The organism is Streptomyces geranii (assembly GCF_002954775.1).
GTDB lineage: Bacteria > Actinomycetota > Actinomycetes > Streptomycetales > Streptomycetaceae > Streptomyces > Streptomyces geranii.
Genome location: NZ_PJME01000008.1, coordinates 195623 through 210657, shown reverse-complemented (window position 1 = coordinate 210657; position 15035 = coordinate 195623). Strand labels below are relative to the sequence as shown.

At 69.7% G+C, this 15035-nt stretch carries 18 protein-coding genes; 8 read left to right on the top strand and 10 right to left on the bottom strand.

Annotated elements, in window-relative coordinates; all coding sequences use genetic code 11:
* Positions 1–31: 31 nt before the first annotated feature.
* The 8 genes from traA to CW359_RS14685 all read right to left on the bottom strand — a co-directional run bounded on the left by traA (position 32) and on the right by CW359_RS14685 (position 4860).
* Positions 32–628 carry a plasmid transfer protein TraA gene (gene traA / locus CW359_RS14720; protein WP_105970376.1) on the bottom strand — a complete coding sequence of 199 codons (597 nt, stop codon included), beginning with the start codon at positions 626–628 and terminating at the stop codon, positions 32–34.
* Between the two features lie 18 nt (positions 629–646).
* Positions 647–1147: a hypothetical protein gene (locus CW359_RS14715; RefSeq protein ID WP_105970375.1), complete on the bottom strand. Its 501-nt coding sequence runs from the start codon at positions 1145–1147 to the stop codon at positions 647–649.
* A 38-nt stretch (positions 1148–1185) separates the two neighbouring features.
* Positions 1186–1431 carry a hypothetical protein gene (locus CW359_RS14710; RefSeq protein ID WP_105970374.1) on the bottom strand — a complete coding sequence of 82 codons (246 nt, stop codon included), beginning with the start codon at positions 1429–1431 and terminating at the stop codon, positions 1186–1188.
* Positions 1432–1454: 23 nt separating this feature from the next.
* A complete protein-coding gene (locus tag CW359_RS14705) occupies positions 1455–1835 on the bottom strand; it encodes an RRQRL motif-containing zinc-binding protein (RefSeq protein WP_105970373.1) in 381 nt (126 codons plus the stop codon).
* Entirely contained in the window at positions 1835–2854 is a 1020-nt protein-coding gene (locus tag CW359_RS14700) for a DUF2637 domain-containing protein (protein WP_105970372.1), read from the bottom strand. Before CW359_RS14700 ends, CW359_RS14705 begins: the two co-directional genes overlap by 1 nt.
* Positions 2851–3114 (bottom strand): DUF6303 family protein, encoded by a 264-nt coding sequence (locus tag CW359_RS14695; RefSeq protein WP_232838393.1) that lies wholly within the window; start codon positions 3112–3114, stop codon positions 2851–2853. The genes CW359_RS14700 and CW359_RS14695 overlap by 4 nt, the downstream gene beginning before the upstream one ends.
* A 23-nt stretch (positions 3115–3137) precedes the next feature.
* Positions 3138–3401, bottom strand: a complete 264-nt coding sequence (locus CW359_RS14690; RefSeq protein ID WP_105970370.1) for a DUF6284 family protein — start codon at positions 3399–3401, stop codon at positions 3138–3140.
* 742 nt (positions 3402–4143) lie between these two features.
* Entirely contained in the window at positions 4144–4860 is a 717-nt protein-coding gene (locus tag CW359_RS14685) for a GntR family transcriptional regulator (protein WP_105970369.1), read from the bottom strand.
* Between the two features lie 59 nt (positions 4861–4919).
* Here CW359_RS14685 and CW359_RS14680 point away from each other — a divergent pair, with 59 nt between their 5' ends.
* From CW359_RS14680 to CW359_RS14660, 6 genes are all read left to right on the top strand, one after another.
* Entirely contained in the window at positions 4920–5738 is an 819-nt protein-coding gene (locus tag CW359_RS14680) for a class I SAM-dependent methyltransferase (protein ID WP_105970368.1), read from the top strand.
* Positions 5739–6054: 316 nt separating this feature from the next.
* Entirely contained in the window at positions 6055–6231 is a 177-nt protein-coding gene (locus tag CW359_RS45820; protein WP_198655218.1) for a hypothetical protein, read from the top strand.
* Between the two features lie 25 nt (positions 6232–6256).
* Entirely contained in the window at positions 6257–6550 is a 294-nt protein-coding gene (locus CW359_RS14675) for a Dabb family protein (protein WP_105970367.1), read from the top strand.
* Between the two features lie 184 nt (positions 6551–6734).
* Positions 6735–7601 carry an RNA polymerase sigma factor SigF gene (locus CW359_RS14670; protein WP_198655224.1) on the top strand — a complete coding sequence of 289 codons (867 nt, stop codon included), beginning with the start codon at positions 6735–6737 and terminating at the stop codon, positions 7599–7601.
* 333 nt (positions 7602–7934) lie between these two features.
* The gene (locus tag CW359_RS14665) at positions 7935–8852 is read left to right on the top strand and encodes an RNA polymerase sigma factor SigF (protein ID WP_105970365.1); all 918 of its coding nucleotides are present in this window, start codon (positions 7935–7937) and stop codon (positions 8850–8852) included.
* A gap of 666 nt (positions 8853–9518) precedes the next feature.
* A complete protein-coding gene (locus tag CW359_RS14660) occupies positions 9519–10391 on the top strand; it encodes an MHYT domain-containing protein (protein WP_105970364.1) in 873 nt (290 codons plus the stop codon).
* Between the two features lie 393 nt (positions 10392–10784).
* Here the strand turns inward: CW359_RS14660 and CW359_RS14655 are convergent, their stop codons facing one another.
* Together CW359_RS14655 and CW359_RS14645 are read right to left on the bottom strand one after the other, a co-directional pair.
* Positions 10785–11312 carry a GntR family transcriptional regulator gene (locus CW359_RS14655; RefSeq protein ID WP_105970460.1) on the bottom strand — a complete coding sequence of 176 codons (528 nt, stop codon included), beginning with the start codon at positions 11310–11312 and terminating at the stop codon, positions 10785–10787.
* A gap of 400 nt (positions 11313–11712) precedes the next feature.
* Positions 11713–11910 (bottom strand): hypothetical protein, encoded by a 198-nt coding sequence (locus CW359_RS14645; protein WP_105970363.1) that lies wholly within the window; start codon positions 11908–11910, stop codon positions 11713–11715.
* Positions 11911–12102: 192 nt separating this feature from the next.
* Here CW359_RS14645 and CW359_RS14640 point away from each other — a divergent pair, with 192 nt between their 5' ends.
* Positions 12103–12540, top strand: a complete 438-nt coding sequence (locus tag CW359_RS14640) for a MarR family winged helix-turn-helix transcriptional regulator (protein ID WP_105970362.1) — start codon at positions 12103–12105, stop codon at positions 12538–12540.
* 21 nt (positions 12541–12561) lie between these two features.
* Positions 12562–15033, top strand: a complete 2472-nt coding sequence (locus CW359_RS14635; protein WP_105970361.1) for an MFS transporter — start codon at positions 12562–12564, stop codon at positions 15031–15033.
* Positions 15034–15035 lie beyond the last annotated feature (2 nt).

Sequence of the window (15035 nt, the reverse complement as noted above, 5' to 3'; positions counted from 1 at the left end):
GTTGTGGTCACGGGCCATGGCCGGTGCCTCCTTACTGCTGAGCCCAGTTGATGACGGGCTGCTGCGGCTTACGGGCGCGGTGACGGACCCGGTTGATCTCTTCCTGGTACTCCTGCTGGAAAGCGGAGTAGCAGGAAGCGGCGTTCTTCGCCGCGTCGCGCAGGGCGTCGGCGGACTTCTGCATCTTCCGGGCGACCTTCCGGGCCCGGATGCGGGAGCCGAACGCGCGCCCCTCCGGGTCCGGCACGGCGGACAGCACGCTCTTGAGGATCTCCGAGCCCATGGCCACCTCGATCGACAGGGCCACGGCCGCCGCACGCAGGGTGTTGCAGTAGTTCCGCACCTGCGCGGGAGAAGTGAACTCCGGCGCGGGCAGCAGCGATTGGGCGTTCCCCCGGCCACCGCCCGCACGGGCCATGCCCTTGTTGTTGTTGACCGTGACGTTGATCGGCGGGACGAACGAGCCGCCCATCGCGCCGACGAACCCGCCCGCCGCCGCGCCGACGTTGGCGAACTTGTTGGACTTGTTGGTGGTGCCGTCACTGGTGTTGACGCGCGGCCGGTTGGCGCTCTGTGCCTGCCGGTGCTGCCGGTTGGCGGCCCGGTTGGCCGATCCGTTGTCTGCCATCAGACGTGTCTCCTCAGGTCAGTGGGTGCGGCGGACGATGAGCCAGCCGGTCTGAGCCGGCAGCAGCAGCAACAGCCACAGCAACTCCAGCGGACCCGCGAGCGGCCCGAACCCGGCGGCCAGAGCAGCCCACCCGAGCGCGAGCGTGGCCAGGGCGGCCGTGCCGATACGCCACGCGAGCGTGGAGCGGTGGGCGGGGTGACGGCGCTGAACGAACAGCAGCCACGCGATCGGCGCGGCGACGGCGGGGGCGAGCACGAGAGCCGACCACCAGGCCAGCACGTGCAACAGCGCGGTCACCGCGAACGCCCCCAGCGCGATGCCGGTCGGCGCGAGCGCATGGCGGAAGCGCCACAGCAGACTGCCCGCCCACGCGGCGAACTCGCGGGCGAGGGAGGGGCGTTCGGGCACGACGACCACGAACGGCTGAGCGGAGCGGCGCCCGCGCTGACGCGGCAGACGCACAGTGGTGACGCCGGCCGCTGTCTTCACGCGGCGGGTACGGGTACGGCTGGACACAGCAGAACTCCCGGGTGACAGAGGGATGTTGGGGTGGTTCACGGGGTGGGGCGGGGCAGGGCGCGGCACTTGGCGGCGTGCTCCTGCGCCCACTCGCGGACCGGGTCCGCGTGGCCGTACCGGGCGTGCGTGCTGCCGCAGGCGGTGCAGCGGGCGGTGGCCTGGATGTCGTCGACGCTCACGTCGACCGTGACGTCCGCGTCCCCCAGCAGCTCACCGGCCAGGGTGAGGAAACGGGCCGTGACGCCCGGCGGCCATGCGGTCGGAGTCTGGAGAGGCACCATGGATTGCTCCTCGGATGGAAGGGTCAGGCGGCGCACTGTTCTTCGGGATAGGCGCAGGTCACACACGTTCCGAGCGAGACGGGGATGACGTATCCGGCGTCCGTACGGCACTGCGGGCACGTCCGCCGGGCGCGGTTGGCGCACTCCAGAGCCCGCCGTTTCGCCGGCGTCATCGGGCGGACCGGCTTGGCCTGGTCGAGGCGGTAGAAGTAGGCGATGAGCGGGCCGCGCCGGTAGCGCGGGCGAAGTGCCTGAGCGGCCACCGGCTGACCACCGGGGCGCAGACCGCGCGCCCGTAACTGGCGACGGGTGGCGTAGCCGTCCGGGACGCAGCGCCACGGGAAGGTGGGGATGCCGTAGCGGGCGCCGGTCGGGTCGAAGCACTTGGCGTACCCGAGGGACATCACGCCACCGCCTCAGCCGGTACCGCCTCGCGGGCGGTGCCGGGGTGGCCGGCGTCGCGCAGTTCCTGATAGCGGCTGGACACCCAGCCGACCGACCAGCCGCACAGCTCAGCAGCGGCCCGCGTCGGCAAACCGGTCTCGAACGCGGCCCGGACGATCGGGCGGGCCCGGTCCTCCGACAGCTTCGCTGTAGCCGGTCCGCCGGACAGCAGCGCGGCGCGTTCACGCTCCGCCCGCGCCGCACGCTCCACCTGTTCACGGCGTTCACGCTCCGCGTGCTGCTGCCGCGCCTGCTCGCGCTGCTCGGCTTCCTCGCGCTCACGGCGTTCACGCTCGCGCCGCTGCTGTTCACGCTCGCGCTCAGCGCGTTCACGCTGCTCGCGCTCGAACCGCTCCCGAACTTCGGTGCGCTCGGCTTCCTCGCGCCGCGCCCGCTCCTCGCGCTCAGCCTGTTCACGGGCGAGGCGGGCTTCGTGATCGCGCTGTTCACGCGCCAGCAGGGCGGTGTGCTCGCGTTCCTCGCGGGCCAGCCGCACCGCTGCCTCGCGCCGTTCGGCCGCTGCCTGTTCCCGCGCCGCCCGCTCCGTGCGCTGCTGCTCTTCCAGAGCGGCGGTGGCGGTGGCGATGGCGCGGCGGTAGGCGAGTCCGGTCTCTGCGGTGACGATCAGCAGGAGCGGGGCAACCGCATGCACGGCCGCGCCGACCAGGTCTTTCCGCAGCGCTGAGTCTGCGACATTCAGGGCGAGGGTCATGCAGCCGGTCATCCAGCGCAGGACGATTGGCCACTTCCCACCGTGACCCCCCAGTGAGGCGAGCACGGCATCGAGGCGGACCACGATCACCACCGCCGCGTCCACCACGAGCGGCAGGATCGGCGCCGTCCAGTCCCACCTGTCGGGGGTGTGCTCGGCAGCGAGCGGGGTGACGGTGAGGATCGAATACAGCATCGCGCCCGCCACGATCAGCCACGTGCCGACCGACAGCGCGCGCTCTGCTGAACGGATCTGAACGGCGTTCACAAGCTCACCCCCGACCAGGAACGCACCCGGATCGCGGCGATCAGGCAGACCGGGGAAGCGGGGTCGTCGGGGGTCTCGCTGTCCTCGGTCCACGTCCACTCGGCATCCGGCAGCGGCTCGAAGCCGAGCACGCTGAGCGCGTGAGTGCGTTCCGTGAACGTCGGCACCGGAGCGGCCCGGTCGAAGCCGAACTCGGGCCACCGCTCGGTGGTGTTGAACAGCACCACGTACAGGCGCCACCGGCCCCGGTGAACGGACATCTGAGCGGTGAACTCCCCCGCCATCAGGCCACGTCCGAGAACGCGTCGCCGTCCCGGTTGGCCAGCACGCGGCGGGCGGCCAGCACCTTGCGGTGGGCCCGCCGCAGCCGGCGCGTGTCCGTCTCGGTGGCCGGCCGGTCCAGCAGGCTGATCTGGACGTCCAACAGTTCAATCTCCGCCTCGATGAGCGGCATCTCGTCCTCGATGTCGACCAGGTCCCAGGGAGCCGGCTCGTTGTCGAAGTCGTCGGCGGTAACGTCCGTCTGAACAGCACCGATGTGCTTCATGGGTCGTGTCTCCTTAGTCAGTGGGACGGCCCGAAGCGGCTCCCGGGTGGCACCCCGGGAGCCGCACGCCGTTGTGGGTGAACAGCCGCGCGCTGACGCGCGGCGCAGCCGCAGAACAGCGGCTGGAGTGCCCCGGGCGGGAGTCGATCCCGCGCCCTCACGGCTGAATGCCGGGGCGGTAAGCAGGAATGGTTCGACGGCTTCACCGGTCCGCCCTTGCGGGGCGGACCGGTCCCGAGCCGGTGCATCGGGCGCGTCATCGTCACTGCTCTGACGCCAGCAGGCGGCTTGCACGAACGGTGCAAGGTGGCGTGCCGCCGACGACGTCACCCGGTCGTCTCGGGGGCGGTCTTCTCATCCCGCCACGTGCGTTGGAGCCCGCTTTACCTCCCCACACCCGTCACCGGGTGGCGCCTGCCAGGCGCGTAGGGGGAGAGCTGCGTCCATCACGACGGTTTGCCCCCGGACCCTCGCCCTGGGCACCTGCCGTGACCGCCGCTCCCGCGTCAGCCCCGCACGATCACTGTTCAGTTCTCAACCAATCGGCGCTTCCTTCGTACTCACCCCCTGCGGGGCTTTCCTCCGGGCACATCCATAGACTGGACCGGTGGACCGGTCCAGTCAAGCGATGTGACACCAGCTTTGTCGACATTTCTAGCGTTCCTGCTGTTCAGAGAGCTGAAAGAGCATGAAAAAAGCTGGACCGGCGGACCGGTCCAGCTCTTCCATGGGTAACTCAGGCCTACATCGCATAGGTCTCCACCTGCTCATAGTGAGGGGAAGGTGTGACCCCCTCTTCGCATACGAGCGGGCGCCCTTGTTGGTCGTACGCGGTGTGCAGGATGACGGCAACCGCCGTCGCCTCCGGCAGCGCCAGGTGATGGGACTCGTGCTCAGTCGCGAGTCGCACCGTGGTCACGTCCACCCCCTCTACCGGATAGCGGCCGGTCTGTCGACGGACGTAACGGGTCGTTCCTTCGGCGATGGGAGCGGTATCCGCAAGCCGAGGGGAGGCTTCCGCAACCTCCGGCGGGAACCACGCTTCCGCGTAGCTGTGCGGACTCCCGTCCGGGAGGCGGTGGATTCGGGTGCGTCGCAGTGCGGCGACCCCCGAATCCAGCCGCAGCGCGGCGGCCACACGCACCGGGGGATCGGCCCAATCAGGCTCACCGACCCGCTCGAAGGGCATGCCGCCAGAGATCCGGGCGGAACCCGCCCGTCGTGCGCCCGCAGGCCGCGCGACGGGGGTGTTCGTCACGACGAACCCAGTTCCCTGCTTGGCCACGACAACGCCGTCGTTGCGCAGCACATCCATAGCTTTGATGGCGGTCGCACGCGACACCGACCACTGTTCTGCGAGGTCCCGCCCGGACGGCAGTGGCTCATCCGGGCCGAAGTCGCCAGCGGCGATGCGCGCACGCAGCGATTCCGCGATCTCCTCGTACTTCAGTAGGGCCATGACTTCCCTTCCGACACTTCAGGGTGGACTGGTCCACCGGTACACACCATACTGCTCCTATGTCGAATCGCGAATTGGCCCCCTCTGTCCTGCGCTTTTACGGCGAGACCGTGAACGAGGGCAGCCGCCTGCATCGCTCGGCAGACGGCCGTCTCGAACTGGCGCGGACCAAGGAACTCCTACGCCGCTTCCTCCCGCCGGCCCCCGCGCGCGTGCTGGACGTGGGGGGCGGCACCGGAGTGCATGCGGAGTGGCTGGTGAAGGACGGATACGAGGTGTCCTTGGTCGACCCCGTTCCTCGCCACGTTGAGCAGGCGTCCGCTGTTTGCCCAGCGTCACTGGGGGACGCTCGGGACCTGGACGCGGCCGATGACAGCTACGACGTCGTGCAGCTATTCGGCCCGCTCTACCACCTGCCCGATGCCGACGACCGCCGGCAAGCACTTGCGGAGGCCCGACGCGTCGTGAAGCCGGGCGGGTTGGTGGCCGCTGCGGCGATCAACCGCTATGCCTCGCTCTTCGAGCACGTCACCTACGCGCACCTCCACACGGAGCGCATGCAGGAGGCAATCTCGAAGATCCTCCGAACTGCGGTGCACGACGGAGATCACTTCACCTTGGCGTACTTCCATCGCGGCGAAGAGCTGGCTGACGAGCTTCGGGAATCGGGACTCACCGACGTGAAGGTGTTCGGAATCGAGGGCCCGGCATGGTCGCTCGTGAAAGCAGTCGAACAACAGCCAGGCGACGGACCCACGGACGATCTGATCGCGTCCGCCATGACGGCCGCGCGGATGGCTGAGCCGTACCCGGAGCTGCTCGCCGCAAGCTCACACCTTCTAGCCGTCGGACGGGCTCCCGCCAACGTCACCGCATGAGCCGGTCCACCGCAGCCGGAACTGACGATGCCCCAGGTCGGCGCCAGTCGCCTCCGTCTCAGTTTCCGTCTCATTCACCCCCGTCCAGCGCCGTTCACAACAGTTCACGCGCCAGGTGAAAGTATGGAAATGAACTGGGCTGAACAGCCCTGGATCATGCTAGGGTCGTCGCAAACAGACCTCGAAAGCGAGTGTGGCGCAAGTCACCGAGGGTTCAAATCCCTCCGCTACCGCTGTAGAAGGGCCTCGCCGAACGGCGGGGCCCTTCGTGCGACATCAGTCGGGTCGGTCGGGTCGGTTCCGAGGGGAGGCCGCGGTGGCGGTGAATTCGAAGAAGATCGCCGTCTATTTGCTCGTGGTCTTCGTGGCGTACGTGATCATCACGGACCCGCAGAAAGCGGCCGACTACGTCCAGATAGCGTTCGAGGGAATCTCGAACGCGGCCAGCGCCATAGGGGACTTCATGACCTGGATCGCCGACGGCGCCAAGTGATCGTCCCGGAGTACAGGGAGTACGTGTGATCCGCCATCTGGTCCTCTTCAAGCTCAACGAGGGCGTCCAGCGCGCCGAACCACGGGTCGAGGCGGGCGCCGAGGCCTTTCGTGCCCTGTCCGGGCAGATCGGTGAACTCCGCTTCTGGGAGTGCGCCTGGAACATCACCGACCGCCCCATCGCCTACGACTTCGCGATCAACTCGGCGGTGGACGACGCGGACGCGCTGAAGCGGTACTTGGAGCATCCGGCCCATCAGGCAGCCGCCGCGCTGTGGCGCGAATTCGCCACCTGGGTGATCGCCGACTACGAGTTCTGAGCCGAGCGGACAGCCGGCCCCGCACCGTTCCGGTGCGGGGCTTTTTCGCGCCTCGGGAGCCAACCCTTCGCTCAACACGGTGTTATGGGGTGCTTGCACACAGTGCACATGTCTTGTGATGCTATGACCGCTTTTGACGGATGAGTTGACCGACGAGTCGACCGATGAGTTGACCGATGAAGAGGTGGCGTTGACCGTGTCGGCCAGTACTGCGCCACCCCAGGAAGCCGCACCGCTGGAAGCCGCTCCCCAGGAGCCCGCCCCTCCGGAGCCCGTCGCCCAGCGCAGCCGCGGTGCGGACACCCGGGCGCTCACCCAGGTGCTTTTCGGCCAGCTGAAGATGCTGGACCCGGGCACGCCGGAGCACAACCGCGTGCGCGGGGCGCTCATCGAGGCGAACCTCCCGCTCGTGCGCTACGCCGCCGCCCGCTTCCGCTCCCGCAACGAGCCGATGGAGGACGTCGTCCAGGTCGGCACCATCGGGCTGATCAACGCCATCGACCGGTTCGACCCGGACCGGGGTGTGCAGTTCCCGACGTTCGCGATGCCGACCGTCATCGGCGAGATCAAGCGGTACTTCCGGGACAACGTCCGCACGGTCCACGTACCGCGCCGGCTGCACGAGTTGTGGGTGCAGGTGAACGGCGCGACCGAGGATCTGACGACGGCCTTCGGGCGCACCCCGACGACCGCCGAGATCGCCGAGCGGCTGCGGATCAGCGAGGACGACGTACTCTCCTGCATCGAGGCGGGCCGTTCGTACCACGCGACCTCGCTGGAGGCGGCCCAGGAGGGCGACGGCCTGCCCGGCCTGGTCGACCGGCTCGGCTACGAGGACCCGGCGCTGGACGGCGTGGAGCACCGCGACCTGGTCCGCCATCTGCTGGTCCAACTCCCCGAGCGGGAGCAGCGGATCCTTTTGCTGCGTTACTACAGCAATCTCACCCAGTCACAGATCAGCGTGGAACTGGGCGTCTCCCAGATGCACGTCTCCCGGCTGCTCGCGCGCAGCTTCGCGCGACTGCGTTCGGCGAACCGCATCGAGGCGTGAGCGGGGCCCGGTCGCGGACGTCTCCGCAGGAGTCACACGAGTCACCAAGGGGCGGTCCGGGTAGAACCGGATAAAGGATCGAGACGTCACCCTGGAGAGCGAATCGCTCATTGGCGTACCTCATGCCGTTTCTTGGGTGAAAAACCGTCAGACCCCCTTTTTCCAGGGCTGATTCGTGTCTTACATGTCGACATGTCACTACAGCGTGTTGCCGACATGTGACATTCTGCCGGAAGAGCGTTTGCCGTGGCTTCGGCTCCGGTATTCAGGTGAAGGCTGCGTTCCTCAGACGGGAGCGTCCGCCGCGACCGTCCGCGACCCAAAGGGGGTGGCATGTCCGTAGACCAGGGCAGCTCGAAGGTGCTCACGCTCACGAAGAGCGAGTCGACGCCGGCCGAGCTTCACGACGTCCCGGCCCTCGTAGTGGAGGTCGAGGCAGAGGCAGCCCCGGCCGTCCAGGCCCTCCCGCCGGCTCCGCCGAGCACGGGAGCCATCGACACCCGCACCCTGTCCCGTTCCCTGTTCCTGCGGCTCGCCGCCCTCGACGAGAACAGCCCGGAGCGTGCGTACGTCCGGGACACCCTCATCGAGCTGAACCTCCCCCTCGTGCGCTACGCGGCGGCCCGCTTCCGCTCGCGCAACGAGCCGATGGAGGACATCGTCCAGGTCGGCACGATCGGCCTGATCAAGGCGATCGACCGCTTCGACTGCGAACGCGGCGTCGAGTTCCCGACGTTCGCGATGCCGACGGTCGTGGGCGAGATCAAGCGGTTCTTCCGGGACACCTCGTGGTCGGTGCGCGTCCCGCGCCGCCTCCAGGAGCTGCGGCTGGCCCTCACCAAGGCCAGCGACGAGCTCTCCCAGAAGCTGGACCGCTCGCCGACGGTCCCCGAACTCGCCGTGGTCCTGGGCGTGTCCGAGGAGGACGTCGTCGACGGCCTCGCGGTCGGCAACGCGTACACGGCCTCGTCCCTGGACTCCCCGGCCCCCGAGGACGACGGCGGCGAGGGCTCCCTGGCCGACCGCCTCGGGTACGAGGACACGGCGCTGGAGGGCGTGGAGTACCGCGAGTCCCTCAAGCCGCTGCTGGCCAAGCTCCCGCCGCGCGAGCGCCGGATCATCATGCTGCGCTTCTTCGCCAACATGACGCAGTCGCAGATCGGCGAGGAGGTCGGCATCTCCCAGATGCACGTCTCCCGCCTCCTCACCCGCACGCTGTCCCAGCTGCGCGAGGGCCTGATCTCTGACTGACCCGAGATCGGACCTCCAGAGGTTCGGGAGTCGTACCTCCAGAGGTTCGAGGGTCGTGGGTTCACTTCTGACGAAGCATCGGTGACGGTGTCGCGGTGCTTCGACAGACACCCACAGACACCCACCGGGCGTACGACGACTCGCGACGACGACGCATGACCGCCGGGGCATCATCGCCCTGACCACCTCGGCGGCCGTCGCGAGGTGCGGCGTAGAGCGGCGAAGAACATCACAAGGCGCCGCAGAACGCTGAAGAAACGATTCGGCGAACGAAACCCCCAATATGTAGGAAGTGTGCGCTTCCCATGATTGAATCGTGCACAACTCGGCCAGGTGGCCTGAACTGACCGCTCGGCTCCCCGTGGCCTGCTCCCCAGCAGGACTGCCACGCGTTCCGGTCAGGTCCGCCGGGCCGAGCCGAAACGCGCGCGGCAGGGGGAGGGAATCGACGCCCGCGCTCGCCTCGGCCGTCGGGTACTCCAGCGTTCGCCACGTCTCCATGGTTCGTTTCGCTACGTCTCCTTCCAGGTGGAGGCCCCCGTATCGGCCCGGCCCGAAGCAGGGCAGGTGTGTGCACCACACCGCCGATCCGCCACACCACCGTGCCGGCACACCGCTTCCGCGATGTCGCCTGCCGACACGTGTAAGCGAAGGGAACCAGCCACCATGACCTACGCCGCCTCCGACGTCTCCAACTTCTACTACGGCGCCGTGACCCCGGTCGTCGCCTACCTGATGGCCTGCCTCGGGGCGGCGCTCGGGCTGCGCTGCACGACCCGGTCGCTGCGCCGCCCGCACCGAAGAGCCGGCTGGCTGGCGCTGGGCGCCACGGCGATCGGCTGCGGCATCTGGACCATGCACTTCATCGCGATGATCGGCTTCAACGTCCAGGGCGCGCTGGTCACTTACGACACGACGAAGACCCTGCTCAGCCTCGTGGTCGCCATCGCCGTCGTCTCGGTCGGCGTGTTCCTCGTCGGCTACCGGGGCGGCTCTCCGGCGACGCTGGCCACGGCGGGCACGGTCACCGGGCTCGGCGTCGCGGCCATGCACTACCTCGGCATGGCCGCCATCCACACCAACGGCACGCTCGGGTACGACACCCCGACGGTGATCCTCTCCATCGTCATCGCCATCGCCGCCGCCACGGCCGCACTGTGGGTGGTCGTCTCCATCCACGCCCTGTGGGCCAGCCTCGGCGCGAGCCTGGTCATGGGGGTGGCCGTGACCGGCATGCACTACACCGGCATGGCCGCCGTCTCCGTCCACCTGACGGGACACAGCGCGACCTCGCAGTCGTCGACCGACCTGCTGTCGTTCCTCCTGGCGATGCTCGCAGGCCCGCTCGTCGTCCTGCTGGTCGCCGCCGTGATCGTCATGTTCGACCCGGACATGATGCTGACCGAGGACGACTGGGACCGGGCGCCTGTCGCGGCAACGGCACCGCGGGGTACTGCACCGCGCGGGACGGTTCCGGCGCAGCCGACCCACTTCGACGAGCAGCAGGCGCGGACTTCGCAGTCGCGGACTTCCTGGTAGCCGTACCCGTACGCCTGCCCGTAGCCGTACCGCCGCTGCCCGGCGCGGAGCGGCGCGGGTACGGGTCGCCGGTCGAGCTACCGGGGACGACGGCCTCCAGCAGGGCAGCCCGGGTGCGGCCGATGAGCGCGGCCAGGGGCGTGTCGGCGGCGGCGACCTGAACAACGACGGGAACGGCGATCTCATCGCCATCAACTCCGGCTCGCAGTGCCTGTACCGCTGGTACGGCAACGGCAACGGGGGCTTCGGCGCGGGCACCCAGGTCGGCTGCGGCTGGGGACCGTAATGGCTCGCGGCCTGACAAGGGCCTCATGCTCCGGGGCGCGGTCCGCCGCGTCCCCGGAGTTCCGGCGCGGGAACACGCCCGCTCCGCCGTGCGCGCACCGGCCGCGGCTACCCGATCCGCAATTCGTAGCGCAGGCGTTGCCCATGCGCCGGCATCGTCATCAGGTCCGCCTGGAGCGGGCGGTCCCCGGCGTCCAGGGTGAGCCTGGTCAGCCGTAGGACGGGGGTGTCCGGGCCGATGCGCAGGGCCTGTTGCTCCGCCGCGCTCGGCAGGCCGGCCGTCACGTCCTCGCGTACGCGCACGCCCACGTGTCCGAGGCGGGCGAGCAGGGTGACGGCTCCGCCCGGGATCTTGGCGACGTCGGCGAGTCCGGTGCCGCCGGCGATGTGCACCGGGTAGTAGGTGTCCGTCAACTCACACGGCTCACCGTCGAGTTCGATCACCCGACGGCGTACGACCACTGCCTCGCCCTCGGCGACACCGAGCAGGCCGGAGACCTCCTCGGAGGCCGGCACCTCCCCCGCGTGAACGATGCGCTGCGTGCCCCGGCGGCCCTTCGCGGCGGCTTCCTCGCCCCATACGTCACCCGGGCCGCCGCCGGGTTGCGGCGCGAGGTAGGGCACGGAGGTGCTGATCCAGCCGTCCCCGCTGCCACTGCCGTCCCGGTTATCCCCGCCACCCTGGGTGTCCCCACCACCCTGGGTGTCCCCACCACCTCGGGTGTCCCCGACGCCCCCGCCAACCCGGTTGTCCCCGGCGCCCCCGCGACCCCCGGCGGCCAAGACGTGCCCGCCGTCGCCGGTATCCCCGTCGTGCCCGCCAGCACCGGCATCCCCGTCATGCCCGCCATAGCCGCCGTCCCCGGCGACCCCGCCACCCCGGTCGCCCCCGGCGTACCCGGCGTGCCCGGCGTGCCCGGCATGCCCGGCATGCCCGTCGTCACCACGATTCATCGGCGGTACGTCCTCCGGTCGCGAGGCAGCAGAAACCGGGCCTCGGCTGCAGCCGAGGCCCGCGGTGCGGATTTCCGTGGTTCTACTTGAGCGCCAGCCAGGCCACCGCCGCGACCACCAGCACGGCGACGACCACGCCGACGATCAGGCCGATGCGGGGGCCCGCCTGGGCCGGTGCCGGGCGGCTGCCGCCCTGGGGGGTCTCGTCGACGAACGCTCGGAACATCTGGGTGCTGCCCGCGGGGTCGTAGTTGCCCTCGGGGCCCTGGGTGTTGGCCATGGTGGGAGACCCTAGCGAACCCGGCCGGGCCCGCCCAAGCGGGGGGCCTCGCAGGCCGCTCCCACCTGCGTGTTTACGTTCGCCAATGCTTGCCTTTGCCAAGTTTTTAGTCCACCTCCTCCCCATTTCATTTGCCTGTAGCAACCAATCTTTTCTATGGTTGCCTCAAGCAACAAATGAGGTGGGGGTGTGATGGCCGAGCAGGCGCAGTACGAGGAGTTGGTGCGTCAGTTCAGCGCCTTCGGGGCCGTGCGGCGGGAGATGGGGCGGATCATGCCGCCCGAGTGTCCCGGCGGTTCGGCCGCTGTGCTGACGCTGCTCGACCGGCACGGGGACATGCGGATGAGCCGGCTCGCCGAGCTGCTCGCCGTCGACATGTCCGTCACCAGCCGCCATGTCGCCCACGTCGCCGGACGCGGCTGGATCGAACGGCTGCCCGACCCCGCCGACAAGCGCTCCCGCATCCTGCGGCTGACCCCCGCGGGGCACGCGCAGATCGGTGAGCTGTCACGGCGTACCAGCGCACTCCTCGCCCGCCGGCTCGCCGACTGGAGCGACGACGAGGTCGCCCAGCTCGCCCGGCTCATGGGGCGGCTCCGGGAGAGCTTCGCCGCACATCAACACTCGTAAGCGAACGGAGAAGGAAGCTCAATGGCAACGACCACACCGGCCGGTGTGCGGGCGGCTCACGCCAAGCACGGGGGAGGGTCCCACGGCTCCGCCTCCGCCGACGGCACGCCGATGACGCACCGGCAGATCATGGAAGCGCTCACCGGACTGCTGCTCGGCATGTTCGTGGCGATCCTGTCCTCCACGATCGTCTCCAACGCCCTGCCCGACATCATCAAGGACCTCGGCGGCGGCCAGAACGCCTACACCTGGGTCGTGACCGCGTCGCTGCTCGCGATGACCGCGTCCACCCCGCTGTGGGGCAAGCTCGCCGACCTCTTCTCCAAGAAGCTGCTGATCCAGCTCGCGCTCGTCATCTTCGTGCTCGGGTCGGCCGCGGCCGGGCTCTCGCAGAACGCCGCCATGCTCATCGGCTTCCGTGCCGTGCAGGGCATCGGCATGGGCGGGCTCTCCGCCCTCGCGCAGATCATCCTCGCCGCGATGATCTCCCCGCGTGAGCGCGGACGCTACAACGGCTACCTCGGCGCCACCTTCGCCACCGCCATGGTCGGCGGCCCGCTGATCGGCGGTGTCATCACCGACACCAGCTGGCTCGGCTGGCGCTGGTGCTTCTACGTCGGCGTCCCCTTCGCCGTCATAGCGCTCATCGTGCTCCAGCGGACCCTCCACCTGCCCGTCGTGAAGCGTCAGGCCAAGGTCGACTGGTTCGGCGCCTTCTTCATCACCGCGGCCGTCTGCCTGCTGCTGGTCTGGGTGACCTTCGCCGGTGACAAGTACGACTGGGCGTCCTGGCAGACGGGCGCGATGCTCGGCGGCACGCTCGCGCTCCTCGGCGTCTTCGTCCTCGTCGAGTCGAGGGCCAGCGAGCCGATCATCCCGCTGCGCCTCTTCCGCAACCGCACCATCACCCTCGCCTCCCTCGCCTCGCTCTTCGTCGGCGTCGCGATGTTCGCGGGCACGATCTTCTTCAGCCAGTACTTCCAGCTGGCCCGCGACAAGTCGCCGACCATGTCCGGCGTCATGACGATCCCGATGATCGGCGGCCTGTTCGTCGCGTCCACCGTCTCCGGCCAGGTCATCACCCGTACGGGACGCTGGAAGGCATGGCTGCTCTCGGGCGGCGTGCTGGTGACCGCCGGTCTCGGCCTCCTCGGCACCCTGCGCTACGACACCCCGTACTGGCACGTCGCCGTCTACATGGCGCTGCTCGGGCTCGGCGTCGGCATGATGATGCAGAACCTCGTGCTCTGCACCCAGAACCAGGTCTCCCCCGCCGACCTCGGCGTCGCCAGCTCGGTCGTCACCTTCTTCCGCTCCCTCGGCGGTGCGATCGGCGTCTCGGCGCTGGGCGCGGTGCTGAGCCACCGGATCACCGACCACCTCAAGGACGGCCTGGCGACCCTCGACCCGAAGTACGCCTCCGCGCTCTCCGGTTCGACCTCCAACACCATCCCCGACCTCGACGCCCTGCCCGCCCCCCTGCGCTCGGTCATCGAGGGCGCGTACGGCCACGGCATCGGCGACGTCTTCCTCTACGCGGCCCCGGCCGCCCTCCTCGCCCTCGTCATCTCCCTCTTCATCAAGGAGGTCCCGCTGCGGACCAAGGGCGCCCTGGCGATGGCCGCGGAGGAGAACGGTTCCGCCACGGCTCCGGTCGCGGAGGCGCCGGCCGTCGCCTCCACTCCCACGGTTCCGGTCGCGGTCGAGCCCGTGAACGAGCCCGCTCCCGCCGGGATTCCGGTACGTGGTCATGTGCGCGGTGTCGAGAGCGCGCCCGTTCCGCAGGCCGCCGTCACGCTGATCTCCCTCTCCGGACGGCAGTTGGGCCGCGCGGTCGCGCAGGGCGACGGCGGTTACGCGCTGGACGCGCCCGGCACGGGCTCGTACGTCCTGATCGCCTCGGCGGACGGGTTCCAGCCGCAGGCGTCCACCGTGGTCGTGGGCGGCGAGCCGGTCTCGTACGACATCCTGCTGAGCGGCACCAGTGGGCTCGGCGGGCTGGTGCGGGGTGCGGAGGACGGGCTGGCCGTCAAGGACGCGATGGTGATCGTCACCGATGTGCGCGGGGATGTGCTGGCCACCGGGAACACCGGTGAGCAGGGCGAGTTCACGTTCGCCGAGCTGGTGCCGGGGGTCGTGACCGTCGCGGTGAACGCCGCCGGGTACCGGCCGCGGGCGCTGCCCGTCGAGGTCGGCGGCGCCGGGGTGACCCGGGTCGAGGTGGAACTCGCGTCCGGGGCGCACGTCCAGGGTGTCGTACGGGCGCCGCACGGGCCGCTCGCGGACGCGCGGGTCACGCTCGTCGACGCGGCGGGCAACGTGGTCGGCTCGGCGACGACCGGTACGGACGGGGCGTACGCCTTCACGGACTTGGACGGCGGCGAGTACACGGTCATCGCGACCGGCTACCCGCCGGCGGCCACCGCCCTGACCGTCGCGGGCGCCGGGACCGACGGCCACGACATCGAACTCGCCCACCCCGGTGGGGAGTAGCG

Bases quoted from the DNA above. Each gene is read 5' to 3' on its own strand.
- CW359_RS14705 (WP_105970373.1), bottom strand. From the start codon at position 1,835: ATGTCCCTCGGGTACGCCAAGTGCTTCGACCCGACCGGCGCCCGCTAC.
- CW359_RS14685 (WP_105970369.1), bottom strand. From the start codon at position 4,860: ATGGCCCTACTGAAGTACGAGGAGATCGCGGAATCGCTGCGTGCGCGC.
- CW359_RS14680 (WP_105970368.1), top strand. From the start codon at position 4,920: ATGTCGAATCGCGAATTGGCCCCCTCTGTCCTGCGCTTTTACGGCGAG.
- CW359_RS14640 (WP_105970362.1), top strand. From the start codon at position 12,103: ATGGCCGAGCAGGCGCAGTACGAGGAGTTGGTGCGTCAGTTCAGCGCC.
- CW359_RS14695 (WP_232838393.1), bottom strand. From the start codon at position 3,114: ATGTCCGTTCACCGGGGCCGGTGGCGCCTGTACGTGGTGCTGTTCAAC.
- CW359_RS14690 (WP_105970370.1), bottom strand. From the start codon at position 3,401: ATGAAGCACATCGGTGCTGTTCAGACGGACGTTACCGCCGACGACTTC.
- CW359_RS14665 (WP_105970365.1), top strand. From the start codon at position 7,935: ATGTCCGTAGACCAGGGCAGCTCGAAGGTGCTCACGCTCACGAAGAGC.
- CW359_RS14660 (WP_105970364.1), top strand. From the start codon at position 9,519: ATGACCTACGCCGCCTCCGACGTCTCCAACTTCTACTACGGCGCCGTG.
- traA (WP_105970376.1), bottom strand. From the start codon at position 628: ATGGCAGACAACGGATCGGCCAACCGGGCCGCCAACCGGCAGCACCGG.
- CW359_RS14710 (WP_105970374.1), bottom strand. From the start codon at position 1,431: ATGGTGCCTCTCCAGACTCCGACCGCATGGCCGCCGGGCGTCACGGCC.
- CW359_RS14635 (WP_105970361.1), top strand. From the start codon at position 12,562: ATGGCAACGACCACACCGGCCGGTGTGCGGGCGGCTCACGCCAAGCAC.
- CW359_RS14645 (WP_105970363.1), bottom strand. From the start codon at position 11,910: ATGGCCAACACCCAGGGCCCCGAGGGCAACTACGACCCCGCGGGCAGC.